Below are 23,623 nucleotides of genomic sequence, written 5' to 3'. Positions count from 1 at the left end.
ACGCCAGCGATGGCCACCGCCTGACATCGGGACGGTTTGCCTGCGTTGGCGTTGCGCGAGGTCGCACCCCCACAAGGCAAAACCGATGAACCAGAAGCAATTGCTGCGCCCGGTGGCCGATGCCGCCGCACTGGCCGCACCGCTGGCGAACTACAACACCGCTGACGCGGTGGAATTCCTCAACACGCTGGAACTGACCCGCGCCGCGGAAACGCTGGCTGCGCTGCCGTTGCCGCGTGCAGTGAAAATGCTCGAAGCGCCGGAGCTGCACCGCAGCGGTGAGCTGGTGGCCGCGCTGCCACCGGCGCGGGCTGCGGCTCTGCTGGGCCTGATGGCCGACGACCGCGCCACCGACATCGTCCACGAGCTGGACGAAGAAGAGCGCGCGCGGCTGATTCCACTGCTGGGCACCGACGCCCGCCAGGCCATCCAGAAGCTGCTCAGCTACCCGCCGAACACGGCCGGTGCGCTGATGACCACCGAGTACGTGGCGGTGCCTGCCAGCTGGACCGTGGCGCAGACCCTGCAGCACATCCGCCAGGTCGAACGCACCCGCGAGACGGTGTACGCGATCTACGTGCTGGAGCCGGCCAGCCAGCAGCTGCAGCAGGTGGTGACCATGCGCCGGCTGATCACCGGCCTGCCCGAGGAATCGATCCTGGACGTGGCCCAGGTCAATCCGCCGGTAACGGTGGATGCGCTGATGGACCAGGAAGAAGTGGCACGGCTGATCCGCCGCCATGATCTTCTGGCGATCCCGGTGGTCGACGCGCAGCAGCAGATGCTCGGTATCGTCACCGTGGACGACGTGCTCGATGCGCTGATCGAGGAATCCACCGAGGACGCGCACAAGTTCGGCGGCATGGAAGCGCTGGACAAGCCGTACATGCAGATCGGCTTCTTCGAGATGCTGCGCAAGCGCGCCGGCTGGCTGAGCGTGCTGTTCCTGGGCGAGATGCTGACCGCCAGCGCGATGCAGCACTACGAAGACGAACTGGCACGCGCGGTGGTGCTGACCCTGTTCATCCCGCTGATCATGAGCTCGGGCGGCAACTCCGGCTCGCAGGCTACCTCGCTGCTGATCCGCAGCCTGGCGCTGCGCGAACTGCGCTTGCGCGACTGGTGGAAGGTGGCCCTGCGCGAGATCCCGACCGGCATGGTGCTGGGCGCGATCCTTGGCTGCCTGGCCATCGTGCGTATCGTCATCTGGCAGCTGGGCGGCCTGCATGACTACGGCGAGCACTGGATCCTGCTGGCGATCACCATCGGCGCCGCGCTGGTCGGCATCGTCACCTTCGGTTCGCTGTCCGGCTCGATGCTGCCCTTCATCCTGAAGCGGCTCGGTTTCGACCCGGCCAGCGCCTCGGCCCCGTTCGTGGCCACCCTGGTGGACGTGACCGGCCTGGTGATCTACTTCAGCATCGCCGCGATGATCCTGCACGGCACGCTGCTGTAAGCCGGAACCACCGTGCTCCGGTAGGTGCCGACCTTGGTCGGCACGCAGAACAAAAAGGGGACGGAGGGGATTAAGTCGTTTGTGCACAAACGACTTAATCCCCTCCGTCCCCTTTTTTGGGTACCGTAGGCGCATGAGTACCTACCACCTGCAGTCCGTGTTCCGTCCTCAGTCGGTCGCGGTGATCGGCGGCAGCCCGCGCGAGCGCTCGGCCGGGCGTGCGGTGATGCGCAACCTGCGCGGTACCGGCTTCCCCGGCAAGGTGGCGTGGATCAATCCGCGGCATGCCGAGATCGATGGCATCCGCACGGTCAAGCGGCTGAAGGACCTGGACTGGGTGCCCGACCTGGTGGTGATTACCGCACCGGCAGCGATCGTGCCGCAGGTGGTGCGCACTGCCGCCGAACGTGGCGTGCAGGCGGCAATCATCCTCACCGCGCACCTGGGCGAAGGCCCGGGCTCGCCGTCGGCACAGGTGGAAGCGGTGGCCCGCAAGCATGGCCTGCGCATCCTCGGCCCGCACTGCCTGGGCGTGATCGCACCGCATGCACGGCTCAACGCGAGCATCGCCGCGCACTTCCCGCAGGCCGGTGACCTCGCGCTGATCTCCGAATCCTCGGCCATTGCCGCCGCGCTGGTGGAATGGGGCGTGGCGCGCTCGGTCGGCTTCTCCGCCGTGGTCTCGCTGGGCGACACCATGGATGTCGACTTCGGCGACCTGCTCGACTACTTCGCCACCGACTACCGCACCCGCGCCATCCTGCTCTACGTCGAGCAGATCAAGGACGCGCGCAAGTTCATGTCGGCCGCGCGTGCCGCCGCCCGCGCCAAGCCGGTGGTGGTGGTGAAGTCCGGCCGCGCCGAGCGCGTGCAGCCGGGCAGCCGCGATACCCATGTGCAGGCCCTGGCCCGCGCCGATGATGTGTACGGTGCGGCCTTCAACCGCGCCGGCCTGCTGCGCGTGGGGGCGCTGGACGAGCTGTTCACCGCCGCCGAATCGCTGGGGCGGCTGGGCACCTTCCCCGGTCGGCGCCTGGCCATCCTCAGTAACGGCGGTGGCGTTGGTCGTCTTGCCGTGGACCAGCTGATCGCATTGCGTGGCACGCTGGCCAACCTGTCCGACAGCACCATCGAGAAACTCGACGCGGTGCTGCCGCAGGGCTGGTCGCGCAGCAATCCGGTCGACATCGTGGTCGACGCCGATGGTGACCGCTATGCCGCGGCCATCGAAGCGCTGCTGGCCGACAACGAGAACGACGCGGTGATGGTGGTCAACGTGCCGACCGCGTTCACCTCATCGGCGGACGCTGCGCAGGCGCTCACCCGCACGCTCGGCCTACGCCCGCGCCACCATCGCGACAAGCCGGTGTTCGCGGTGTGGCTGGGCAACGACGACCAGGCTACCGCCACGCTCAACGCGGCACGCGTGCCGACCTACCCGACCGAGGCCGAAGCCGTCCGTGGCTTCCAGCACCTGGTGCGCTACCGCGAAGCGCAGAACGCGTTGATGGAAACGCCGCCCAGCCTGCCGCAGGACTTCAGCGTCGACACGGCCGCCGCGCGCACGCTGGTCGATGCCGCACTGGCCAACGGCCAGCAGTGGCTGGACCCGCTGGCCACGCATGAACTGCTCAAGGCCTATGGCATTCCCTCCGCGCCGGTGATGCACGCGCGTGATGCGCACGAGGCGATGGACCTGGCGCAACCGCTGCTGGAGCGCGGTGCCACGGTCGCGCTGAAGATTCTCTCGCCGGATATTCCGCACAAGTCGGAAGTGGATGGCGTGCGCCTCAACCTGTCCACGCTGCCGGCGGTGCAGAGCGCGGCCAACGCGATCCTGTCGCGCGCACGGCAGCTGCGGCCGGATGCACGCATCGATGGCCTGCTGGTACAGCCGACCATCGTCCGCCCGAAGGCGCGCGAGCTGATTGTCGGCATCGCCGATGACGCGACGTTCGGTCCGGTGATCGTGGTCGGTCGCGGCGGCACTGCCGTCGAAGTGATCAACGACAAGGCACTGGCGCTGCCGCCGCTGGACCTGCGCCTGGCCCACGAGCTGATCGGCCAGACCCGCGCCTCGCGCATCCTCAAGGCCTACGGTGACGTGCCCGCCGCCGACGAGCGTGCACTGGCGCTGGCGCTGGTCAAGCTGGCACAACTGGCCGCCGACATTCCCGAAGTGCGCACGCTGGACATCAACCCGCTGCTGGTCGACGGCAAGGGCATCCTTGCCCTCGACGCGCGCGTGGCAGTGGCGCCGTCGCGCATCCTGCACAAGGGCCGCGGCCATCCGCGTTTCTCGGTGTTCCCATACCCGAAGGAGTGGGAGCGCACCATCGAACTGTCCGATGGCGGCCGTGCCTTCGTGCGCCCGGTGCGGCCGGAGGACGACGCACTGTTCCGCGCGTTCTTCGCTCGTGTCAGCGACGAGGACCTGCGCCTGCGCTTCTTCCAGTCGGTGAAGCACTTCAGCCACGAGTTCATCGCGCGCCTGACCCAGCTCGACTACGCACGTTCGATCGCACTGGTGGCGATCGAACCGCGCAGTGGCGAAATGCTGGGCGCGGTACGCCTGCACGCCGATGCCGATTACCACCGTGGCGAGTACGGCATCCTGATCCGCTCGGACCTGAAGGGCCACGGCATCGGCTGGCGGTTGATGGCGATCATGATCGAGTACGCCAAGTGGCTGGGCCTGGACGTGGTCGAAGGCCAGGTGCTGCGCGAGAACAGCACCATGCTGGCGATGTGCCAGAGCCTGGGCTTCAAGACGAAGCTGGACCCGGACGATCCGACGGTGATGATGGTGACCCTGCCGGTGCAGCAGGTCGAGGTGCCCGACGTGCCGCCGGCGGCGTGATCCGCGCTCGACGATGCACCGGTCTCACCGCATCGGTTCCACCACCACCGCCGTGCCATAGCACAGCACCTCGGTCAGCCCGGTCATCACATCGGTGGCGTCGTAGCGCATGCCGATGATCGCGTTGGCACCCAGCTGCCGCGCGTGCTTGACCATGTCGCGGTAGGTCTCCTCGCGGGCCTGTTCGCACAGCTCGGTGTAGATGGTGATGTTGCCACCGAAGAGCGTCTGGATACCGCCCAGGAAGTTGCCGACGATCGAACGCGAGCGCACGGTGATGCCACGTACCACGCCGAGGTTGCGCACGACGCGATGGCCGGGCAGTTCGAAGGCGGTGGTGACCAGCGCATCGTCGAAGCGCAGTGCCGGCGGGGAGGGGGTGCCGCTGTTGTAGGGGTCTGCCATGGTCGCGTCCGTGTCGCTGCCTTCTGTAGAGTCGAGCCATGCTCGACTGGCTGTGCTCGACTCTACAACGCAATCGCCCGTTGCGGCATGGTTCCGTCACCGTGCTGGCGCGACAATAGCCCCATGACCGACCGTATCCCCCTGTTGCTGCTGCCCGGCCTGCTCAACGATGCCGAGCTGTGGCGCGCGCAGCTGGCCGACCTGGCCGATATCGCCGACTGCACCGTGGGCGACCAGACCCGTGGTGAGACCCTGCAGGCGGTGGCCGAGGACGTGCTGGCGCAGGCACCGGAGCGCTTTGCGCTGGCCGGGTTCTCGCTGGGTGGCTTCGTGGCCCAGCAGATCCTGCGCATCGCGCCGGAGCGGGTACTGCAGCTGGCGCTGATCGACACCTCGATCCATGCCGACTCACCCGAGCGCGCCGAGCAGCGCCGCAGCCAGCGCGCCAGCGTGCGCCTGCCGGGGAAATTCCACGGCTTCGGTGATGTGCTGATGCGCAGCTACATCGATGCTTCGCGGCTGGACGACTACGTGCTGGTGCAGCGCGTGCGCGACATGACCGCGCGGTTGGGCGCTGAAGTGTTCCTGCGCCAGAGCGCGCTGGAGCGCCGCGATGGCCATGACGTGCTGGCCGGTTACCGCGATCCGCTGCTGATCGTGTGCGGCGCGAACGATCGCATCACGCCGCTGGCGGTGAGCGAGGAGATGCACGCGATGGTGCCGCACTCGCAGCTGGTGGTGGTGCCCGACTGCGGGCACCTGGCACCGATGGAGAAGCCGGACGAGGTCAGTGCGGCGATGCGTGGGTGGTTGCTGCAAGGCGATAGGCAGCCCTGACTCTGGTAGGTGCCGACCTTGGTCGGCACGGTGTTTCATCGATCGATCCGACGTCTGCGCCGACCAAGGCAGTTGCGTGCCGTCGTTGGAATCAATCCCAGGCCGGGGCAATCCCTTCGGGGTTGGCCAGGCGATGGCCGCGATCCAGCTTGGCGATCTGTGCCATGTCTTCGTCGGTCAGGCGGATCGCTGCCGCTTCCAGGTTGCTCGACAGGTTTTCGCGCCTGGTCGACGACGGGATCACCGAGAAGCCCTGCTGCAACGCCCACGCCAGTGCGATCTGCGCCGGGGTGGCCTGGTGCCGGCCGGCAATGGCCTGGATCACCGGGTCCTTGATCACTTCGCCATAGGCCAGGCTCATGTAGGCGGTGATATGGATGCCGTTGTCCTGCAGGAACTTCACCAGCAGGCGGTTCTGCAGGTACGGGTGGATCTCGATCTGGTTGGTGGCGATGGCGTCGGCACCGAGGATGCCGATCGCCTTGCGGATCTGCGCGATGGTGAAGTTCGAGATGCCGATCTCACGGGTCAGGCCCTGTGCCTTGGCTTCGGCCAGTGCGGTCAGGTACTCCTCCATCGGCACGTCGACCTTGTCGTTCGGCGACGGCCAGTGGATCAGCGCCAGGTCCACCTGGTCGGTGCGGAGCTTTTCCAGGCTGGTGCGCAGGCTGGCCAGCAGCGCATCGCGCTTGAACGCGGTGATCCAGACCTTGGTGGTCAGGTAGATCTCACCGCGTGGCACGCCGGAGTCGGCGATGGCCTGGCCGACTTCGGCTTCGTTGCCGTAGATCTGCGCGGTATCGATGGCGCGGTAGCCGACCGCCAGCGCGTTGCGCACGGAGTCGATCACGGTCTGGTCTTTCAGGCGGAAGGTGCCGAGACCGAAGGCGGGGACAGTCATGGGGGGCTCCAGCAGAGGGGGAGGGAGGCGGGAATATCCGGCAAAGGGTAGGCCAGTGACCGCGTGCATGCCGGCAACGGTGCATTGCATCACCGTGTATGACCGCGAGGCCGCTGCCAGCCAGCGACCGGCACGGCCCCTATGGTGGGTGCGGACCGTTGGTCCGCACGGATTCTGCTGCCGGCCGCTGGCCGGCAACCGCATCAATCAGGCCGCGCGTGCCAGCCCGCCCTTCGCCGCCGCCGTGGTCGACAGATCGAACACGTCCACCGCATCGATCAACCGGTTCGCCTGCTGCTCCAGGCTGCGCGCGGCGGCGCTGGCCTCTTCCACCAGCGCGGCGTTCTGCTGGGTGGTGCCGTCCATCTGGATCACGGTCTGGCTGACCTGTTCGATGCCCGCGCTCTGCTCCTGCGAGGCTGCGGAGATCTCGGCCATGATGTCGGTCACGCGCTGCACCGATGCAACGATCTCGGCCATGGTGTCGCCGGCCTCGCGCACGCGCTGCGCGCCATGGCCGACCTGTTCCACCGAGGCTTCGATCAGTGACTTGATCTCCTTCGCGGCCGCCGCCGAGCGCTGCGCCAGTGTGCGCACTTCGCTGGCGACCACCGCGAAGCCGCGGCCCTGTTCACCGGCGCGCGCCGCCTCCACCGCGGCATTCAGCGCCAGGATGTTGGTCTGGAACGCGATGCCATCGATCACGCTGATGATCTCGGCGATCTGCCGCGACGAGGTTTCGATCGCGCCCATCGTTGCCACTACCTGGCCGACCACGCTGCCACCGTGCGAGGCGACCGTATGCGCGCCGATTGCCAGCTGGTTGGCCTGGCGCGCATGTTCGGCGTTCTGGCGCACGGTGGAGGTCAGTTCCTCCATCGACGCCGCCGTCTCTTCCAGGTTGGCGGCCTGCTGTTCGGTGCGGCGCGACAGGTCATTGTTGCCGGCGGCGATCTCCGCCGCAGCGGTGTGGATGTTGCCGGAGGCGTGCTTGATGTCGGTGACGATGGTCGCCAGCTGCGCGGCGGTGGTATTGGCATCGCCGGCAATACGCGCGAACACGCCCTGGAAATCCCCATCCATGCGCGCGCCGAGACGGCCATCGGCGATGGCGCGCAGCATGCTGGAGACCTCGCCCAGGTTCAGCTCGGTGGTCTGCATCAGGCGGTTCAGGCCCTCGACCATCGCGCGGAAATCATGCTCGAAGCGGGCACTGTCACCACGCTGGCTGAAGTCACCGGCGGCCGCCGCTTCGGCCAGGCGGCGGATTTCGCCGTTGATCGCACCGAGGTTGTGCTTGACCGCATCCAGCGCTTCGGTGATCACCGCCTTCTCGCCGGGCAGGCGCTCCATGTCCTGGCTGAGGTCGCCGACGGCATAGCGGCCCATGATCGAGATCGCGCGCATCTTGACCTGGATGTGCGCGTCGACCAGCGTGTTGCAGTCGGCCACCATGGTGCCAAACGCGCCGGGGAACGCAGCGGCGTCCATGCGATGGCTGATGGTGCCGGCTTCGTGCGCCTGCGCCATCGCGGTCTGTGCATCCAGCACGCCGCGCAGCGTGGATTGCACCGCCTGCATGGCCTGCGCGAGGCGACCGATCTCATCGCGGCTGCGCACCTGTACTACGTGCTGCAGGTCACCGGCGGCCACTGCGCGCGCCGCCGCTTCCACTGCCAGTACCGGCTGCACCACCGCACGCCGCAGCCACCAGGCCAAGCCCATCAGCAGTAGTACCGCGGCCAGCACGGTCAGTGCCGCGCACAGCAGCAGGGTCTGCCGCGCCTGGTGCGAGCGTGCCGCCAGCGCCGCTTCGGCCACCTGCGTGGCGTGCGTGCTCAGGGCGTCCAGTGCCGCCGCCACCGGACGATCCTTGCCCCGCACGAGGGTGTCGCCGGCGGCGGGATCGTAGCTGGCCTCGGCAAACGCCTGCAGCGCCGCGTGATAGTCCTGCTGCAACTGTGCGTGCAGGCCGATGAACGCCTGTGCCAGTTCACGCGTGCGCGCGTCCGGGCTGGTCACCAGGCCCTTGGCCAGTTGCTCGACCAGATGGCCTTCGCTGTCGAAGACCTCCAGGTGGCGCTGACGCAACGCGTCGTCGTGGCCGCGCAGCAGCACGTTCTTCCATTCCTGCACCTGGCCGCGGAACTCACGCTGCAGGCGTTCGGCATCGCGGCTGTGCGCGACTTCGGGCGGAACCTCGGTGGACAACTTCAACCAGGCGGAGGCCAGGCCCGCCAAAGCGCACAGCAGGACCACGGCCAGACCAACAGAAACCGCGCCGAGCAGCTTGGACTGCAGGCGCGGAGCACGGACAGACGCATTCATGGGGAAGAACTCTCGGGAAGGGGCACTGCGGTATCGACCCGTCGCACACACACTGAAGTGCGACGCGCATCACATTCGCGTTTCGTTTAGTGATGTGAAGAAACTATTTCATAGGACAAATGTGTCCATATGGAACGAATGCGGACCCTCGACAGGAGAATTAAATGTAACTATTGTTGTTACATGAAATCCGCGAACCCGCTCTCCGATGCCCTGCACGTGATGGCGCACCTAGTCGGCCAATCCGCCCCGCGCACCTCCGAGCAGCTGGCATCGTGCCTGCCGACCCACCCGGTGGTGATCCGCCGCCTGCTGGCGCAGCTGCACAAGGCCGGCCTGGTGCACAGTGCCCGCGGCCATGGGGGCGGCAGCCAGCTGGCCCGCGACGCCGCAGCCATCACCCTGCATGACATCTACCTGGCGGTGGGCGCACCGCCGCTGGTGCAGGTCGGTACCCGCGATACGGGCGGCGGCTGCCCGATCCAGCAGCTGGTCAACAGTGCCCTGCTGGAGGGCGCACGCGAGGCGCAGCGGCTGCTCGAACAGCGCCTGCAGGCGACCACGCTGGACCAGCTCGGCGCCGATTTCGCCCGCCATCTCGCCCATCACCGTTCCCTGGAAGGTCATCATGAATCCTGATGTGCTCATCGTCGGCGGCAGCTATGCCGGCATCGCCGCCGGCCTGATCCTGGCCCGTGCCCGTCGCCCAGTCACCGTGATCGACGCCGGTTCGCCGCGCAACCGCTTCGCCAGCCATTCGCACGGGGTACTGGGGCTGGATGGCATCAGCGGCGCCGAGCTGCTGAAAACCGCGCGCCAGCAGTTGCTGGACTACCCCAGCGTGCGCTGGGTGCATGCCGAAGCCGTGCAGGCCACCGCCAGCGCCGATGGCGTGGAAGTGCGCACCGCCGATGGCCAGGTGCTGGCCGCGCGCAAGCTGCTGCTGGCCAGCGGCATCGCCGACCAGCTGCCGGACCTGCCCGGACTGGCCGAGCGCTGGGGCAGCACCGTGCTGCACTGCCCCTACTGCCACGGTTATGAGGTGGGTGGTGGTGCCATCGGCCTGCTCGGCGGCCATCCGATGTCGGCCAGCAAGGCGCCGCTGTTCGCCGACTGGGGCAATGTCACCTTCTTCAGCCAGGGCCTGCCGATCACCGACGAGGAGCAGGCGGCCATGCAGCAGCGCGGCGTGCAGATCGAGACCTCACCGGTGCTGGGGGTGCAGGGCGACCAGCCGACCTGGCTGGAAGTGGAGCTGGCCGATGGCCGCCGCATCGCCCAGCGTGCGCTGTTCGTGCCGGCCACCCAGGCGATGGCCACGCCGCTGGTTCAGCAGTTGGGCTGCGCGCTGGCCGAGAGCCCGCTGGGCGTGCTGATCGAGGTCGATGCGATGAAGCAGACCTCGGTGTCGAACGTGTATGCCGCAGGCGACGCGACCACGGTCGGCAACATCACCCTGGCCACCGCCGAAGGCGTGCGCGCGGGGATCGGCATGCACCATGCGCTGGTGGCCGAGGACAGCGTGCCGCGCTGAACGGGCTTGCTCTGGTAGATGCCGACCTTGGTCGGCGCCCTTGGGGTCAGATCCCTTTCTGCGAAAGGGATCTGACCCCTGACACCATTTCCACTTCCCCACGCCGATAGTGGACGCAACGCACCCACGCAGCCCGGGCCCGGCATGGACGAAGCAAACCGCCTCAGATCGCTGCTGGCCCCTTTGCAGGGGCTGCGTGGCTGGCGACCGGCACAGGCCACGTGTGATGCCATCGCCGGCGTGACCCTGGCGGCGATCACCCTGCCCGAACAGATGGCGACGGCGCGGTTGGGCGGCTTCGAGCCGCAGGTCGGCTTCTACGCCTTCTTCGGCGCCACGCTCGGCTTCGTGCTGCTGGGCCGCAACCGCCGGCTGACGGTCGGTGCGGATTCCACCATCACGCCGATCTTCGCGCTCACCCTGGCTGGACTGGCTGCGCAGCAGGCCAGCGCACTGGCCGGAAGTGCCGTGCTGCTGGCGCTGCTGGTCGGCGTGTTCCTGGCACTGGCGGCACTGCTGCGGATCGGCGTGGTCGCCGCGCTGCTGTCGGTACCGGTGGTGACCGGCTTTCTGGGCGGCATCGCCGTGCATATCGCGGCCTCGCAGTTGCCGGTGGCACTGGGCGTCAGCCTGCCGTCCAGCGAGCTGCCCGAACGCCTGTACGCGCTGCTGCAGGCACTGCCGCATGCGCAGCTGCTGCCGACCCTGATCAGCTTCGGCGTGTTGCTGGCGATGGCGCTGTGCGACCGCATCAATCCGCGCATTCCCGGCGCGCTGATCGCGGTGGCCATCGCCACGCTGCTGGTCGCCTGGCTCGGTGCCGAACGGCTGGGTGTGGCGACGCTCGGCGCGGTGTCACCGTATCCTCCGGCCTGGCAACTGCCCCCGCTGGCAACGCTCACCACGCTGGTGCCGCTGGCGCTGCTGCTGACCCTGGTCATCATCATGCAGGTGGCCGCCGTCGACCGCGCGTTCCCGGGCGAGGAAGAACCTGACGTCAACAAGGATTTCCTCGGTGTTGGTGCCGGCAACCTGCTGTCGGCTGCGTTCGGGGCGTTCCCCGTCAATGCCAGCCCGCCGCGCACCGCGGTGGTGGTGGAAGCCGGCGCGACGTCGCAGCTGGGCGCACTGATCGCGGCGGCCCTGGTGATGCTGCTGGCGTTCTGTGGTGGCAGCGTGCTCGGTGCCATTCCCGATGCAGCGCTGGCCGGCGTGCTGCTGTTCGTGGCGGTACGCCTGTTCCGCCTGCGCGTGCTGATCGACATTGCCCGCCGTGCACGCGGCGAAGCACTGCTGGCGGTGCTGACCTTCCTGGCGGTGGTCTGCCTGCCGATCCAGTCGGGCATTGCGATGGGTGTGGGCCTGGCCCTGCTGCATGGCGTGTGGATGATCGCGCACAGTCCAATGCTGACACTGACCCGCCTGCCGGGCAGCACGGTCTGGTGGCCGGGCAGCCGTGGCGAGACCGAGCCGGGTGTAACCGTGCTGGCGTTCCAGGCACCGCTGCTGTTCGCCAACGCCGACAGCTTCAAGCGGCAGCTGCTGGCCAGCATCGATGCGACTCCGGCGCCGGGGTTGATCGTGCTGGAAGGCAGCGCGATCGTCGAGATCGACTACAGCGCTGCGCAGACCCTGCGCGAGGTGATCGGCCTGTGCCAGCAGCAGGGCATCGCGTTCGTCATCGCGCGGTTGGGCTCGGTACGCGCGATGCAGGCGCTGGAACGCTTCGGCATCGCCGCGTTGCTGGGGCCGGACGGAACCACCCACAGCGTGCAACAGGCCGTTGACCACTACCGCACACGAGGTACGCCATGACCCGCATTCCCGAACCGCGGCTTTCGCCGGTCGCCATCCTTGAGCTGCGGCCGACGCAGATGAGCGTGGGCCTGCTGGAAGTGCAGCGCAAGCGCGCGCAATGGAAGCACCTGCCGAAGGAAGGTGAGGAGCGCTACCTCGGGCGGCACATGGTGCCGGTGGTGGTGGGACCATCGAACCGGCTGTACCTCATCGACCACCACCATCTGGCGCTGGCCTTGCACGAGGAGGGTATCGAGCACGTGCTGACCGTGGTGCAGGCGGATCTGTCACACCTGCCGAGAAAGCTGTTCTGGACGGTGATGGAACGCTATTGCTGGGCGTATCCATTCGATGCCGAGGGCGTGCGGCAGCCGCCCTCGGCGACGCCGAAATCCTTGCTGGACCTGGCTGATGACCCGCATCGCTCGCTGGCCGGCGAGGTCCGCCGTCGGGGCGGCTATGCCAAATCGGTGCAGCCGTTCGCCGAGTTCCTGTGGGCTGACCATTTCCGCCAGCGCATGACCCGCAAGCTGATCCGCCGCGATTTCCAGCAGGCGGTAACCACCGCCACCGAACATGCACGGCACGCCGACGCGCGCTATCTGCCGGGCTGGTGTGGGATCGAGCACGATTGAGCTGCGGCGGGTGCCGGGGTTGGTCGGCGCCGTTCCATCCACGCATGGCGTGGATCTACTGAAGAGCGAACGCGCGCGATTGAGCTGCGGCGGATGCCGGGCTTGGTCGGCGGCGCTCCATCCACGCATGGCGTGGATCTACTGCAAAGCGGTCGCGCACGATTGAGGCGCGGTGGGTGCCGGGGTTGGTCGGCGCCGCTCCATCCACGCATGGCGTGGATCTACTGCAGAGCGGTCGGGCGCGATTGAGGCGCGGTGGGTGTCGGCCTTGGCCGGCACCGCTCCATCATCCCTTCACGCACAGCACCTGGCGCAGGGTGTGCACCACGTCGACCAGGTCCAGCTGTGCGGCCATTACATCGTCGATCGACTTGTACGCGGCCGGCGACTCATCCAGCACGCCGCTGTCCTTGCGGCATTCCACGTGCGCGGTGGCCTCGCGGTGCTGGGCCAGCGTGATCTGCTGGCGCGCAGCGCCACGGCTCATTACCCGGCCGGCACCGTGGCTGCAGCTGTGGAAGCTGTCCGCGTTGCCCTTGCCACGCACGATGTAGCTGCGCGTGCCCATGCTGCCGGGAATGATGCCCAGCTCGCCCTCGCGGGCGCTCACTGCACCCTTGCGCGTCACCAGCAGTTCCTGGCCGTGGTGCGTCTCCTTCTGCACGTAGTTGTGGTGGCAGTTCACCGCCATCGCTGCCAGCTGGAACTTCGGCAACCGGTGGCGCATTTCGGCCAGCACCCGCGACATCATCGCCTCGCGGTTCTGCCGGGCGTAGTCCTGCGCCCACGACACCGCTTCAACGTAGTCATCGAACAGCGGCTCGCCTTCCATGAAGAACGCCAGGTCCTTGTCCGGCAGGTGGAAGCCGAGCACGCGCCGGGCCAGTTCCTCGCGCGCCTTCTCGATGAAGTACGTGCCGATCAGGTTGCCGGTGCCACGCGATCCGCTGTGCAGCATCACCCACACCGTATCCGTCTCGTCCAGGCACAGTTCGATGAAGTGATTGCCGCCGCCCAGCGTACCCAGCTGGCGGTCGAGCTTGTCGGTGCGGATCCTGCGGTGCCTGTCCTTGATCTTCTCCAGGCCGGCGGCCAGCCCGGACTGCACCAGCCGGGTGTGGATGCTGTCCGGCATGCGCTGATGCTCGCCGCCGCGCCCGTTGCCGACCGGGATGCTGCGCTCGATGCTGTTGCGCAGCTGCCGCAGGTCATCGGGCAGGTCATTGGCGCGCAGCGTGGTACGCACGGCGGCCATGCCGCAGCCGATGTCGACGCCGACCGCGGCCGGGATGATCGCACCGCGGGTCGGGATCACCGAGCCCACGGTCGCGCCCTTGCCCAGGTGCACGTCCGGCATCACGGCCACCCACGGCCCGACGAACGGGATCGCGGCGATGTTGCGCAGCTGCTCATGCGCCTGCGCTTCCAGCGGCACACCGTTGACCCAGCCCTTGATCGGCGTGGTGCCCTCGGCGTGCAGCCATTGATAGTTGTGTTGAGTGTCCATGTCTTCGTCTATGTCCTTGATGGGCCGGTGGCGCGTCCCTGCGCCACCGCTACCCCCTACCTGATCGTCACCAGCTGCTTCAGCACGCCATCCAGGCCGCCGAACACGGTGAGCTTGTCGATCTTCTCGGTGACCTTCTCCAGCGCCTCCAGCTCCTTCAAGCGCATCAGCACCGGGTTGTCCTCGATCAGCTTTGCGGTGTTGAGCTGCGAACGCGTGGCGTTGGCCTCCTCGCGACGGCGGATCACGCTGGCCTGGGCCTGCTTCTCGGCCAGCACCACACCGTTGAGGATCTCCTTCATCTCGCCCGGCAGGATCACGTCCTTGATGCCCACGCCGAGCAACCGTACGCCGTGGCCCTCGATCGCCGCCTGCACATGGGCGGCAATCTCGCCGTCCAGTGCCGCCTTGTCACCCAGCAGCTCGTCCAGGCTGCGTGCGGCAATGGCCTGGCGCAGGCCGAACTGCAGCTGCCGATAGACGAACTCATCGGCATTGCTGAGCGTGCGGTGTGCACGCACCGGGTCGACCACCTGCACGGTCGCAGCCAGGTTCACCCGCAGGGTCACCTTGTCGCGGCTGAGCAGTTCCTGGCCGGACACGTCCAGCGAGCGCGCACGCAGCTCCACGCGCTCCACCGATACGTTGCCGTTGAAGTTCCAGAACGCGTGCAGGCCGGCGTCCAGCGTCTGCCGCAGCGTGCCATCGATGAACAGCAGGCCGACCGACTCGCTCGGCACGGTGCTGATCACCGCCACACGCGGCAGCACGCCCAACTGGCCCAGGCGCTGCTGCACGTCCGCCGGAATGCGCGGCTCGTCACCCAGCGCCATCACGCGTACCTGGGTGTCGACCGAACCCCGCCAGTACAGACGGCGGCTGCCCGGCGGCAGCACTTCATCGATGCGGCCATTGCGCAGCAACAGGCCGACTTCGGCAGCACCGACGTTGGCCAACACGAAGTGCGTGTCCAGCCGTGCGCCCAGTGCCTCGATCAGGCTGTCCTGGTCGCTGCCGGTGTAGGCCGCGCCCTTCGATGCAGTGTGGATGTCCACGTGCGGGCGGCCGCCGAACGGCGACAGGCGGTGCACGCCCGGCAGCAGGATCTGCTGGAAACGACGGTTGCGATACACCAGGCCGCGCTCGCCGTCGCCGATCACGACCTTGATGGTCCAGAACATGGGAGTCTCTCCTTGTATGGCTCTGGTGGTTCGACCCGTTGCGGATGAATCGCCATGACCCGGGTCGATCAGGTCGTGGCGAGGCCGCCTGCACACCACGTGCAGGCAGCGGAAGAGGGCGGCCACCGGCGGACGGTCCGCGCACGGAGCCTTCGGTGCACCGGCTCTGCTGCCATCGTCGTTCCCGGCAGGCAGCGCCGGTGCGGAACGTGGCTGGCAGTGGCGGCGGGCCGGGGCCCGGCGAGCGGTCCGTTGCCTTCCACGTTCCTGCCCGAAGGCGGTGTCCGTGGATGGCGACGATGGCCGCTGGGGCTTGCGCCCCGGGTGTTGCTTCAAGTCATGACGTGACAGGTCATGTGGTTGGAGTGGGAGTCGAACCCACGACAGACGGAATCAGGATCCGTTGCTCTACCCGACTGAGCTATCCAGTGGTGAACCGCGCGGAATCGAACCGCGTACCGGCGAACCGGTGCCTGCCCCCAGCAGGCGATCCAGGCGATGGCATGTCCGCGACCTCCGGCATACGCCACGGCAACGCCGCGCGCACCAGCCCGTGGTTGAAACGGGACCGTTGGAGAATCGAGGGTGCAGGCCGCCGACATTATCGCGAGCGATAATGTTTGGGTGCGATGCAGATAATGTCCAGGCGTCGCCACTCGCGCGAAGTAAATCCTCCGGCGGGGCGGAAAAACCTGGGTCAGTGAGCGGCGGGTTGCCGCGCGGGGTGCAGTTCTGGCATCGCGGGTCCTTGTGCCGACGCAAACGAAAACGCCCCCGGGACTTGCGTTCCGAGGGCGTCGTCAAGCCTCGGAGATCGGGGTGGCCGATCTCCGCAGGGCGGGTATCAGGCCGTTGTCAGCTGGACTTCCTTGCCGAACGCGCGCGCCAGCACGTCCATGCGCAGGCATGGCAGCAGTTTGGCGATGGCGACGGAATGCGCGTTCAAGGGAAGTTTCCAGTGGTTGTTGAAACGAGGTGCGCACGATAAACCACGATTTACTCGTGCGCAACCATTTTGTTCAATTATTTTCTTCGGCAGTGTGCGATGCCGGCCAGCGGCCGGCACTACACCTCAGCCTTCTTTGCTGGCGGCATCGAGTTGCGCGACATCCTGCACGCTCAGCGACACGTTGGCCGCCGCCAGCAGATCGTGCAGCTGCTCGACGCTGGTGGCGCTGACGATCGGCGCGGTGATCGACGGCCGTGCGATCTGCCATGCCAATGCAATCTGTGCAGCGCTGGCGCTGTGCTTGCTGGCCACGTCATCCAGCGCCTGCAGGATGCGCAGGCCACGCGGATTCAGATAGCGCTTCACCACCGTTTCGCCACGTGCCGGGCTCTTGGCTGCATCGGCCGGTGTGCGGTACTTGCCGCTGAGGAAGCCGCTGGCCAGGGCGTAGTAGCCGATCACGCCGATCTGTTCGCGCTGCACCAGCGGTTCCAGCTCCTTCTCGTAGCCGGCACGGTCGTACAGGTTGTACTCCGGCTGCAGGGTTTCGTAGCGCGGCAGTTTGTAGTCGGTGGACACCTTCAGCGCATCGGCCAGGCGCGTGGCGCTGTAGTTGGAGGCACCGATCGCGCGCACCTTGCCGGCTTCGATCAGGCGGCCGAACGCGGCCAGGGTCGCTTCCAGCGGCGTCGACTCATCATCCTCATGGGCCTGGTACAGATCGATCACGTCGGTCTGCAGGCGGCGCAGTGAATCCTCGACCGCGGCGTTGATGTTGTCCGGGGTCAGGCCGGGGCGCTCGGCCCACTTGGCCACCTTGGTCGCCAGCACCACCTTGTCGCGCTTGCCACTACGGGCAAACCACTTGCCGATCAGCGTCTCCGATTCGCCGCCGGCATTGCCCGGCACCCAGGCCGAGTACACATCGGCGGTGTCGACCAGGTTGAAGCCGGCATCGACGAAGGCATCGAGCAGGGCGAAGCTGGCCTTTTCATCGGCGCTCCAGCCGAACACGTTGCCACCGAAGGCGAGCGGACGTACATGCAGGCCGGAACGGCCCAGTTCGCGGGTTGCCGTCATGGGCACGGACTCCTTGGGGGAAGTGTTCCAGAATAGAACGCGTTGTGTGACCGTGCTGCGGCGGCGACCACAAAACAGTGTTCCGCGATACGCACGCAGCTAACGTTTTGTGAACACCTGGGACGCCGCGGCTGCTAGTCTCGCCGCATCTTCCGCTGGAGTCGCTCCGATGATGCCTGCTTCGTCCCTGCGTGGTTGCCGCCTGCTGCTTGCTTCGGCCCTGCTTGCCGCTGTTCCCGCATTCGCCGCACCGGCCACGGTGGCACCGGCGAAGATCCAGGTCTCACCGGCCATCGATGCGGCGGTGAAGGCGTCGACCCGTGATGCCAACAACGTCAAGCGCGATGGCTTCCGCCATCCGGCGCAGACGCTGTCGTTCTTCAAGGTGACGCGGGAGAAGACCGTCATCGAGATCACCCCCGGCAACGGCTGGTACTCGGAAATCCTGGCGCCGCTGCTGCATGACAAGGGTCATTACGTCGCCGCCGTGGTCGATCCGATGGCGGTGCCCGAAGGCCGCGGCCGTGACTACCAGCAGCGCAGCCGCGACAGCCTGGAAAAGAAGTACGCCGCTGCGCCGGCACAGTTCGGCAAGACTGCGGTGGTGGCCTACGATCCGGCCAAGCCGGTGTTCGGCCCGGCCAGTTCAGCCGATGTGGTGCTGACCTTCCGCAACGTGCACAACTGGCGCAAGGCCGGCCAGGCGCAGGGCATGTTCCAGGGCTTCTTCAACGTGCTCAAGCCGGGCGGCGTGCTGGGCGTGGTCGAGCATCGTGCCAAGGCCGACGTGGCCGACGACGATGACACCGGCTATGTCGGCCAGCAGCAGGTAATCGCGATGGCCGAGGCCGCCGGCTTCAGGCTGGACGCGCGCAGCGAGGTCAACGCCAACCCGCGTGACACCAAGGACCACCCGAACGGCGTGTGGACGCTGCCGCCGACCAACCAGCACGACAAGGCCGATGATGCGAAGTACCAGGCGATCGGCGAAAGCGACCGCATGACCCTGCGCTTCATCAAGCCGTAGCCGGAGACGCCGGGCTGCGTCCGGTCAGCGCGCAGCGCGGTGTTGGATGGAATGGGTAGCCGCCGGGCAATGCCCGGCGCTGCCGTCAATGGAGTGTGCTGTTGAAGAAAGTGCTGTACTTCGCCTTCGCATTGATGGCGCTGCCGCGGTTGTACGACTTCGTGTTCCATGCGGGTCACGTGCATGACCTCGTGGCGGCGGCAGGTTTTGCGGCGCTGCTCGTTGGTGGCCTCTGGGATGAGCGTGCGCGCAGGGCCTGCCCACCGGTAGCGCGGCTGCGGTACCAGGCCAACGCTGCCGCCACGTGCGGCGTCGTGCTGGTGCTCGTCGCGCTGTTGATGGAAAGGAAGGTCTTCGGCTGAGTAGCCGGTGATCGCGGCGGCGATGCGGGAATGGGACAATGCCCCACCCGCCGCCCGCCGTGCCCGCAATGCTGATCGCCTTCAACAAGCCCTTCAACGTGCTCTGCCAGTTCACCGACCGCAGCGTGCCGCCGCGGCCGACCCTGGCCGGGTTCGGCCTGCCGCCGCGCGTGTATGCCGCCGGTCGCCTGGACCATGACAGCGAGGGCCTGCTGCTGCTGACCGACAATGGCACGCTGGCGCACAAGCTGACCGACCCGAAGCACAAGGCTGACAAAACCTACTGGGTGCAGGTGGAAGGCATGCCCAGCGACGAGCAGCTGCAGCAGCTGCGCGACGGCGTGGTGCTCAATGATGGGCCGACCCTGCCGGCGAAGATCGAACGCCTTGATCCGGCGCCGTCGCTGTGGACGCGCGATCCGCCGGTACGTTTCCGCAAGACCGTGCCTGACAGCTGGCTGGCGATCACGATCCGCGAGGGCCGCAACCGCCAGGTGCGGCGGATGACTGCAGCGGTGAACCTGCCGACGCTGCGGCTGGTGCGGGTATCGATGGGACCGTACCGGCTCGATGACCTGCAGTCTGGGCAGTGGCGGCAGATCGGTTGATACAGAAAGGGCCGGAGGCCTTGCGGCGTCCGACCCTCATGCAGTGCCTTGGGGTCAGAGCCCTTCCTGCGGAAGGGATCCGACCCGGGATCGGGGTCAGACCCCTTCCGCAGGAAGGGCTCTGACCCGGGCAGACTCAGGCGTCGCTGCCGATATCGCTGTGCTCGTCCACCACGGTGTCGTTGCGGCGGTCGCGTGCGCTGATGCGCTGCGCCTGCCCATTCACCACGTGGCCATTGGCGGCCTTCTTCTTCTGCTGCTTGCGGTACAGCGCATAGCCGAGCAGGCCGACACCCACCGCGGCAGCGGCCACGGCCACCGCCGGATTGCGGCGCACGAACTTGGTGGCGGCCTTGCCGCCGGTCTTCACTGCGCCGATGGCGGCGCCGGTCTTGATCCAGTCCGCATTGCGCAGGCTGCCACCGGCGCTCTTCAGGCCATCGCCGGCGGTGTGGGCCAGCTCCAGGGCGCGCTCCAGAGCGCGGTCGGTGATTACGGTCAGCTTGCTCATGCGGGGGGTCCTTTGCCTCGGGTCGAAGTCCAGTGTCGCGTGTTGCCCGTAAACGGTATGTCAGCCGGGGTGGCACGTGGTGTGACTCTACCCCAGCCATTCAGGATCAGGCAGGGTGGGGTCGGATCCCTTTCCTTTGGGAAAGGGCTCTGACCCCAGCACGATGTACGGGGGTCAGAGCCCATTGCAATGCAATGGGATCCGACCCCACCCTTCAGGTGCCGCGCGGCTTGGCCCGGTGCGTGGCTGTGGCCGTCCACGGATCATCCGGCCAGGGATGCCGCGGGTAGCGGCCCTTCATTTCCTTCTTCACCTCGGCGTAGGTGTTTTCCCAGAAATTGCGCAGGTCCTGGGTGACCTGCAGTGGGCGGCCCCCGGGGGAAAGCAGGTGCAGGGTCAGCGGCACGCGGCCATCGGCGATGCGCGGCGTGTCGGCCAGGCCGAACAGTTCCTGCAGTTTCACCGCCAGCACCGGCGGCAACGGTTCGCCGCTTTCGCTGTCCAACGCGTAGGTGATCGGCCGCTCCAGTCCGGACGGCACGGTGATGCGGGTGGGCGCATGTCGTTCAATCAGTTGCCGCTGCGACCACTCCAAGGCCGACTTCAGCGCCTCGCCGAAGCTGGACTCGTCCAGCGCATCCAGTCGCGTCTTGCCGGCGAACGCGGGCTGCAGCCACTGCGCGCGCGTGGCCAGCAGGGCGTCGTCGCTGCAGTCGGGCAGGCCGAACTCGGGCATCCAGCGGCGCAGCGATTCCACCCGTGCCTGCCACTGGCGCAGGCCGTCGGTCCACGGCAGCGCCTGCAGGCCGAGCTCGGCCACCGCGTCGGTCAGCGCCTGGGCCGCGTGCTGCGGATCGACCCGGCCGGCCGAGCGGCTGTCCAGCACGATCCGGTCGAAACGGGTCTCGCGCAGTGCCACCAGGGCGCGTCGCTCGCTGTCCCAGCGCACCACGTCTTCGGTCACGAAGCGCTCCGGCCAGGCCTTGCGCAGCTGGGCTTCGTCCACCGGTGCGGCACGCAGCAGCAGCGCGTCGCGTGCCTCGAAGCGCAGTTCACTGGCTACCAGCCACGGTTCGCCACGCAGGTCGCTCAGCTCGTGCAGGCGTGCGCTGCGACCATTGGCCAACAGGTAGCGCAGCGGATCGCCGGGGTGCTGGACACCGATGCGGTCCGGGAATGCATGTGCGAGCAGGTCACCCAGCTCGTGCGCCTCGATGCTGGTGGGCGGCGTGGCATCGCAGCGCAGGCGACGTCGCCATTGTTTGGCCGCCGCATCGATGGCGGCCAGCCCGCTGCGGTTGGCGTCACCCGGCGCGCGGCCGTTGCGGAACGCGGCCAGCGCCCGCCAACGCGCGGCCAGCGCGTCACCGCCCTGGCGCAGCGGATCGCGCGCCTCCAGCAGGGCGGCCAGATCGGCGGCCAGTGCCTGCGTGCGGGCATCGGGCGCGGCCAGCAGCATCGCTGCCATCCGCGGATGCGTGCCCAGTGCCAGCACGCGGCGGCCGAGCGCGGTGATCGCGCCGCTGCTGGACAGCGCGCCGAGCCGCTGCAGCAGTTCGCGCGCTGCGCCCATCGGGCCCGCCGGCGGCGGATCGAGGAAGCGCAGGTCGCTGCTGCCCCAGGCGGCCAGTTCCAGCGCCAGCCCGGCCAGTTCCACCTGATCGATCTCGGCACGGCGCTGCGGCTCCAGCCGCTGTGACTGCGGCCACAGCCGCCATGCCACGCCTTCGGCAACGCGGCCGGCACGTCCCGCGCGCTGGTCGGCCGACGCTTGGGCGATGGCCACCACGTCCAGCCGGGTGAAGCCACTGTTGGGGTCGTAGCGCGGTTCGCGTGCCTGGCCGCTGTCGATCACCACGCGCACGCCAGGCAGCGTCACCGAAGACTCGGCCACGTTGGTGGCCAGCACCACGCGGCGGCGGCCATCACTGGCCGCCTGCAGCACGCGCGCCTGCTGCTCCACCGGCAGTTCGCCGTGCAGGGCCAGCACTTCAACACCCGCATCCAGCGATTCCTGGAGCCCGGCCTGCACCCGCGCGATCTCGCGCTGGCCGGGCAGGAACACCAGCAGGTCACCGGGATGCTCAGCCAGGGCCTGCTGCACTGCGCGGCGCACCTGCAGTTCCAGCGCCTCATCGCGGCGCGCCGGGAAATGGCTGATCGCCACCGGGTAGCTGCGGCCTTCGCTGCTCAGGCGCGGTGCATCGAGGAAGCGGGCCAGGCGCTCACCATCCAGCGTTGCCGACATCACCACCAGGCGCAGGTCATCGCGCAGCTGTGCCTGCACGTCCAACGCCAGCGCCAGGCCCAGATCGCCACTGAGGTGGCGTTCGTGGAATTCGTCGAACAGGATCACGCCGACCTCTTCCAGCATCGGGTCGTCCTGCAGCATGCGGGTCAGGATGCCTTCGGTGACCACCTCGATGCGGGTGCGCGCCGAGACCTTGTTCTCGAAGCGGATGCGGTAGCCGACGGTGCCGCCCACCTCTTCGCCCAGCTGCCGCGCCATGAACAGCGCGGCGCTGCGCGCGGCGACCCGGCGCGGTTCCAGCAGGATGATCTTCCGCCCTTGCAGCCACGGTGCATCGAGCAGCGCCAGCGGCACCTGGGTGGTCTTGCCGGCGCCGGGCGGCGCCTCCAGCACCAGCCGCGGCTGTGCGGCCAGGTGCTGCTGGATCTGTGGCAGCAGCGGGGAGATAGGGAAGAGCGGGGCGTTCATGTGCAAAGGATAAGGGGCCACGGCGGGCGCAGGTACAATGCGCGGGCACTTTTCCCCCGCGATGACCATGCACCTGATCGATATCGGCGCCAACCTGACCCACGACTCCTTCGACCGCGACCGCGATGCCGTGCTGGAGCGCGCGCGCCAGGCCGGCGTGGTGCAGATGGTCATCACCGGAGCCAGCCGTGAGCACTCGCCACTGGCCCTGCAGCTGGCGCAGCAGCACCCGGGCTTCCTGTACGCCACCGCCGGCGTGCACCCGCACCATGCGGTGGAATACACCGAGGAATGCGACGCCGAGATGCGCGCGCTGCATGCCCACCCGGAAGTGGTGGCGGTGGGCGAGTGCGGGCTGGACTACTTCCGTGATTTCTCGCCGCGCCCGGCCCAGCACCGCGCGTTCGAACGGCAGCTGCAGCTGGCCGTTGACAATGGCAAGCCGCTGTTCCTGCACCAGCGCGAAGCGCATGCCGATTTCATGGCACAGATGAAGAACTTCGAAGGTCGCATCGGCCCGGCGGTGGTGCATTGCTTCACCGGTGAGCGTGACGAGCTGTTCGATTACCTGGACCAGGACTGGTACATCGGCATCACCGGCTGGCTGTGTGACGAGCGCCGCGGCGCGCACCTGCGCGAACTGGTGAAGAACATCCCGGCCAACCGCCTGATGATCGAGACCGACGCGCCGTACCTGCTGCCGCGCACGCTGAAGCCGATGCCGAAGGATCGCCGCAACGAACCGATGTTCCTCTCGCACATCGTGGAGGAACTGGCACGTGACCGTGGCGAGGACGTGGCGGTGACGGCGGCCAATGCGACTGCCGCGACGCGTACGTTCTTCCGCCTGCCCGACGCGGGTTGATTGGGTAGTGCCGGCCGCTGGCCGGCAGCAGCATGAACGCCGCAAACATCGCGCGATTGCC

Annotated in this window: 19 protein-coding genes and 1 tRNA gene; 11 read left to right on the top strand and 9 right to left on the bottom strand. The window is 67.8% G+C overall.

The window, feature by feature from the left end; translation table 11 throughout:
- Nucleotides 1–85 precede the first annotated feature (85 nt).
- Together mgtE and DFO63_RS11255 are read left to right on the top strand one after the other, a co-directional pair.
- Nucleotides 86–1,456 (top strand): magnesium transporter, encoded by a 1,371-nt coding sequence (gene mgtE / locus DFO63_RS11260; RefSeq protein WP_014038917.1) that lies wholly within the window; start codon nt 86–88, stop codon nt 1,454–1,456.
- Between the two features lie 133 nt (nt 1,457–1,589).
- Nucleotides 1,590–4,316: a bifunctional acetate--CoA ligase family protein/GNAT family N-acetyltransferase gene (locus tag DFO63_RS11255; RefSeq protein ID WP_014038916.1), complete on the top strand. Its 2,727-nt coding sequence runs from the start codon at nt 1,590–1,592 to the stop codon at nt 4,314–4,316.
- Between the two features lie 24 nt (nt 4,317–4,340).
- Here the strand turns inward: DFO63_RS11255 and DFO63_RS11250 are convergent, their stop codons facing one another.
- Nucleotides 4,341–4,721 carry a YbjQ family protein gene (locus tag DFO63_RS11250; RefSeq protein WP_014038915.1) on the bottom strand — a complete coding sequence of 127 codons (381 nt, stop codon included), beginning with the start codon at nt 4,719–4,721 and terminating at the stop codon, nt 4,341–4,343.
- A gap of 123 nt (nt 4,722–4,844) precedes the next feature.
- On the opposite strand from DFO63_RS11250, the gene DFO63_RS11245 reads away from it, so the two are divergent.
- The gene (locus DFO63_RS11245; RefSeq protein ID WP_119006921.1) at nt 4,845–5,558 is read left to right on the top strand and encodes an alpha/beta hydrolase; all 714 of its coding nucleotides are present in this window, start codon (nt 4,845–4,847) and stop codon (nt 5,556–5,558) included.
- 91 nt (nt 5,559–5,649) lie between these two features.
- On the opposite strand, the gene dkgB is transcribed toward DFO63_RS11245, so the two are convergent.
- Nucleotides 5,650–6,459 (bottom strand): 2,5-didehydrogluconate reductase DkgB, encoded by an 810-nt coding sequence (gene dkgB, locus DFO63_RS11240; RefSeq protein WP_049447028.1) that lies wholly within the window; start codon nt 6,457–6,459, stop codon nt 5,650–5,652.
- A 207-nt stretch (nt 6,460–6,666) separates the two neighbouring features.
- Complete coding sequence (locus DFO63_RS11235) at nt 6,667–8,787, bottom strand: methyl-accepting chemotaxis protein (protein WP_049447030.1); 2,121 nt, start codon at nt 8,785–8,787, stop codon at nt 6,667–6,669.
- Between the two features lie 183 nt (nt 8,788–8,970).
- Between DFO63_RS11235 and DFO63_RS11230 the strand changes: the two genes are divergently transcribed.
- From DFO63_RS11230 to DFO63_RS11215, 4 genes are all read left to right on the top strand, one after another.
- Complete coding sequence (locus tag DFO63_RS11230; protein ID WP_014038911.1) at nt 8,971–9,426, top strand: Rrf2 family transcriptional regulator; 456 nt, start codon at nt 8,971–8,973, stop codon at nt 9,424–9,426.
- Nucleotides 9,416–10,321 (top strand): NAD(P)/FAD-dependent oxidoreductase, encoded by a 906-nt coding sequence (locus DFO63_RS11225; protein ID WP_119006920.1) that lies wholly within the window; start codon nt 9,416–9,418, stop codon nt 10,319–10,321. Before DFO63_RS11230 ends, DFO63_RS11225 begins: the two co-directional genes overlap by 11 nt.
- 144 nt (nt 10,322–10,465) lie before the next feature.
- Nucleotides 10,466–12,136 carry a SulP family inorganic anion transporter gene (locus DFO63_RS11220; RefSeq protein ID WP_119006919.1) on the top strand — a complete coding sequence of 557 codons (1,671 nt, stop codon included), beginning with the start codon at nt 10,466–10,468 and terminating at the stop codon, nt 12,134–12,136.
- Complete coding sequence (locus DFO63_RS11215; RefSeq protein WP_119006918.1) at nt 12,133–12,753, top strand: ParB-like protein; 621 nt, start codon at nt 12,133–12,135, stop codon at nt 12,751–12,753. The genes DFO63_RS11220 and DFO63_RS11215 overlap by 4 nt, the downstream gene beginning before the upstream one ends.
- 286 nt (nt 12,754–13,039) lie before the next feature.
- Here the strand turns inward: DFO63_RS11215 and DFO63_RS11210 are convergent, their stop codons facing one another.
- The 4 genes from DFO63_RS11210 to DFO63_RS11195 all read right to left on the bottom strand — a co-directional run bounded on the left by DFO63_RS11210 (nt 13,040) and on the right by DFO63_RS11195 (nt 17,470).
- On the bottom strand, nt 13,040–14,260 hold the full coding sequence (locus DFO63_RS11210; protein WP_049413214.1) for an RtcB family protein: 1,221 nt from the start codon (nt 14,258–14,260) through the stop codon (nt 13,040–13,042).
- A gap of 56 nt (nt 14,261–14,316) precedes the next feature.
- A complete protein-coding gene (locus DFO63_RS11205; RefSeq protein WP_101766291.1) occupies nt 14,317–15,441 on the bottom strand; it encodes a slipin family protein in 1,125 nt (374 codons plus the stop codon).
- Between the two features lie 357 nt (nt 15,442–15,798).
- Nucleotides 15,799–15,869: transfer RNA gene (locus tag DFO63_RS11200), tRNA-Gln, on the bottom strand.
- A gap of 644 nt (nt 15,870–16,513) precedes the next feature.
- A complete protein-coding gene (locus tag DFO63_RS11195) occupies nt 16,514–17,470 on the bottom strand; it encodes an aldo/keto reductase (protein ID WP_014038907.1) in 957 nt (318 codons plus the stop codon).
- A gap of 169 nt (nt 17,471–17,639) precedes the next feature.
- Between DFO63_RS11195 and DFO63_RS11190 the strand changes: the two genes are divergently transcribed.
- The 3 genes from DFO63_RS11190 to DFO63_RS11180 all read left to right on the top strand — a co-directional run bounded on the left by DFO63_RS11190 (nt 17,640) and on the right by DFO63_RS11180 (nt 19,467).
- Nucleotides 17,640–18,497 carry a class I SAM-dependent methyltransferase gene (locus tag DFO63_RS11190; protein ID WP_119006917.1) on the top strand — a complete coding sequence of 286 codons (858 nt, stop codon included), beginning with the start codon at nt 17,640–17,642 and terminating at the stop codon, nt 18,495–18,497.
- Nucleotides 18,498–18,598: 101 nt separating this feature from the next.
- Complete coding sequence (locus tag DFO63_RS11185) at nt 18,599–18,859, top strand: hypothetical protein (RefSeq protein WP_119006916.1); 261 nt, start codon at nt 18,599–18,601, stop codon at nt 18,857–18,859.
- Nucleotides 18,860–18,927: 68 nt separating this feature from the next.
- Entirely contained in the window at nt 18,928–19,467 is a 540-nt protein-coding gene (locus tag DFO63_RS11180) for a pseudouridine synthase (RefSeq protein WP_119006915.1), read from the top strand.
- A 136-nt stretch (nt 19,468–19,603) separates the two neighbouring features.
- Here the strand turns inward: DFO63_RS11180 and DFO63_RS11175 are convergent, their stop codons facing one another.
- Both DFO63_RS11175 and hrpB read right to left on the bottom strand, forming a co-directional pair.
- Nucleotides 19,604–19,978 carry a hypothetical protein gene (locus tag DFO63_RS11175; RefSeq protein ID WP_005420251.1) on the bottom strand — a complete coding sequence of 125 codons (375 nt, stop codon included), beginning with the start codon at nt 19,976–19,978 and terminating at the stop codon, nt 19,604–19,606.
- A gap of 214 nt (nt 19,979–20,192) precedes the next feature.
- A complete protein-coding gene (gene hrpB / locus DFO63_RS11170; protein WP_119006914.1) occupies nt 20,193–22,697 on the bottom strand; it encodes an ATP-dependent helicase HrpB in 2,505 nt (834 codons plus the stop codon).
- Nucleotides 22,698–22,764: 67 nt separating this feature from the next.
- Between hrpB and DFO63_RS11165 the strand changes: the two genes are divergently transcribed.
- Nucleotides 22,765–23,562: a TatD family hydrolase gene (locus DFO63_RS11165; RefSeq protein ID WP_101766459.1), complete on the top strand. Its 798-nt coding sequence runs from the start codon at nt 22,765–22,767 to the stop codon at nt 23,560–23,562.
- Nucleotides 23,563–23,623: the final 61 nt, after the last annotated feature.

This window comes from Stenotrophomonas sp. AG209, from assembly GCF_003550055.1.
In the GTDB taxonomy this organism is placed as follows: Bacteria; Pseudomonadota; Gammaproteobacteria; order Xanthomonadales; family Xanthomonadaceae; genus Stenotrophomonas.
This window is presented reverse-complemented; position numbering and strand designations above follow the sequence as displayed.

Excerpts from the sequence above, each read along its gene's own strand:
- mgtE (WP_014038917.1), top strand. The coding sequence starts at position 86 with ATGAACCAGAAGCAATTGCTGCGCCCGGTGGCCGATGCCGCCGCACTG.
- DFO63_RS11255 (WP_014038916.1), top strand. The coding sequence starts at position 1,590 with ATGAGTACCTACCACCTGCAGTCCGTGTTCCGTCCTCAGTCGGTCGCG.
- DFO63_RS11250 (WP_014038915.1), bottom strand. The coding sequence starts at position 4,721 with ATGGCAGACCCCTACAACAGCGGCACCCCCTCCCCGCCGGCACTGCGC.
- DFO63_RS11245 (WP_119006921.1), top strand. The coding sequence starts at position 4,845 with ATGACCGACCGTATCCCCCTGTTGCTGCTGCCCGGCCTGCTCAACGAT.
- dkgB (WP_049447028.1), bottom strand. The coding sequence starts at position 6,459 with ATGACTGTCCCCGCCTTCGGTCTCGGCACCTTCCGCCTGAAAGACCAG.
- DFO63_RS11235 (WP_049447030.1), bottom strand. The coding sequence starts at position 8,787 with ATGAATGCGTCTGTCCGTGCTCCGCGCCTGCAGTCCAAGCTGCTCGGC.
- DFO63_RS11230 (WP_014038911.1), top strand. The coding sequence starts at position 8,971 with ATGAAATCCGCGAACCCGCTCTCCGATGCCCTGCACGTGATGGCGCAC.
- DFO63_RS11225 (WP_119006920.1), top strand. The coding sequence starts at position 9,416 with ATGAATCCTGATGTGCTCATCGTCGGCGGCAGCTATGCCGGCATCGCC.
- DFO63_RS11220 (WP_119006919.1), top strand. The coding sequence starts at position 10,466 with ATGGACGAAGCAAACCGCCTCAGATCGCTGCTGGCCCCTTTGCAGGGG.
- DFO63_RS11215 (WP_119006918.1), top strand. The coding sequence starts at position 12,133 with ATGACCCGCATTCCCGAACCGCGGCTTTCGCCGGTCGCCATCCTTGAG.
- DFO63_RS11210 (WP_049413214.1), bottom strand. The coding sequence starts at position 14,260 with ATGGACACTCAACACAACTATCAATGGCTGCACGCCGAGGGCACCACG.
- DFO63_RS11205 (WP_101766291.1), bottom strand. The coding sequence starts at position 15,441 with ATGTTCTGGACCATCAAGGTCGTGATCGGCGACGGCGAGCGCGGCCTG.
- DFO63_RS11195 (WP_014038907.1), bottom strand. The coding sequence starts at position 17,470 with ATGACGGCAACCCGCGAACTGGGCCGTTCCGGCCTGCATGTACGTCCG.
- DFO63_RS11190 (WP_119006917.1), top strand. The coding sequence starts at position 17,640 with ATGATGCCTGCTTCGTCCCTGCGTGGTTGCCGCCTGCTGCTTGCTTCG.
- DFO63_RS11180 (WP_119006915.1), top strand. The coding sequence starts at position 18,928 with ATGCTGATCGCCTTCAACAAGCCCTTCAACGTGCTCTGCCAGTTCACC.
- DFO63_RS11175 (WP_005420251.1), bottom strand. The coding sequence starts at position 19,978 with ATGAGCAAGCTGACCGTAATCACCGACCGCGCTCTGGAGCGCGCCCTG.
- hrpB (WP_119006914.1), bottom strand. The coding sequence starts at position 22,697 with ATGAACGCCCCGCTCTTCCCTATCTCCCCGCTGCTGCCACAGATCCAG.
- DFO63_RS11165 (WP_101766459.1), top strand. The coding sequence starts at position 22,765 with ATGCACCTGATCGATATCGGCGCCAACCTGACCCACGACTCCTTCGAC.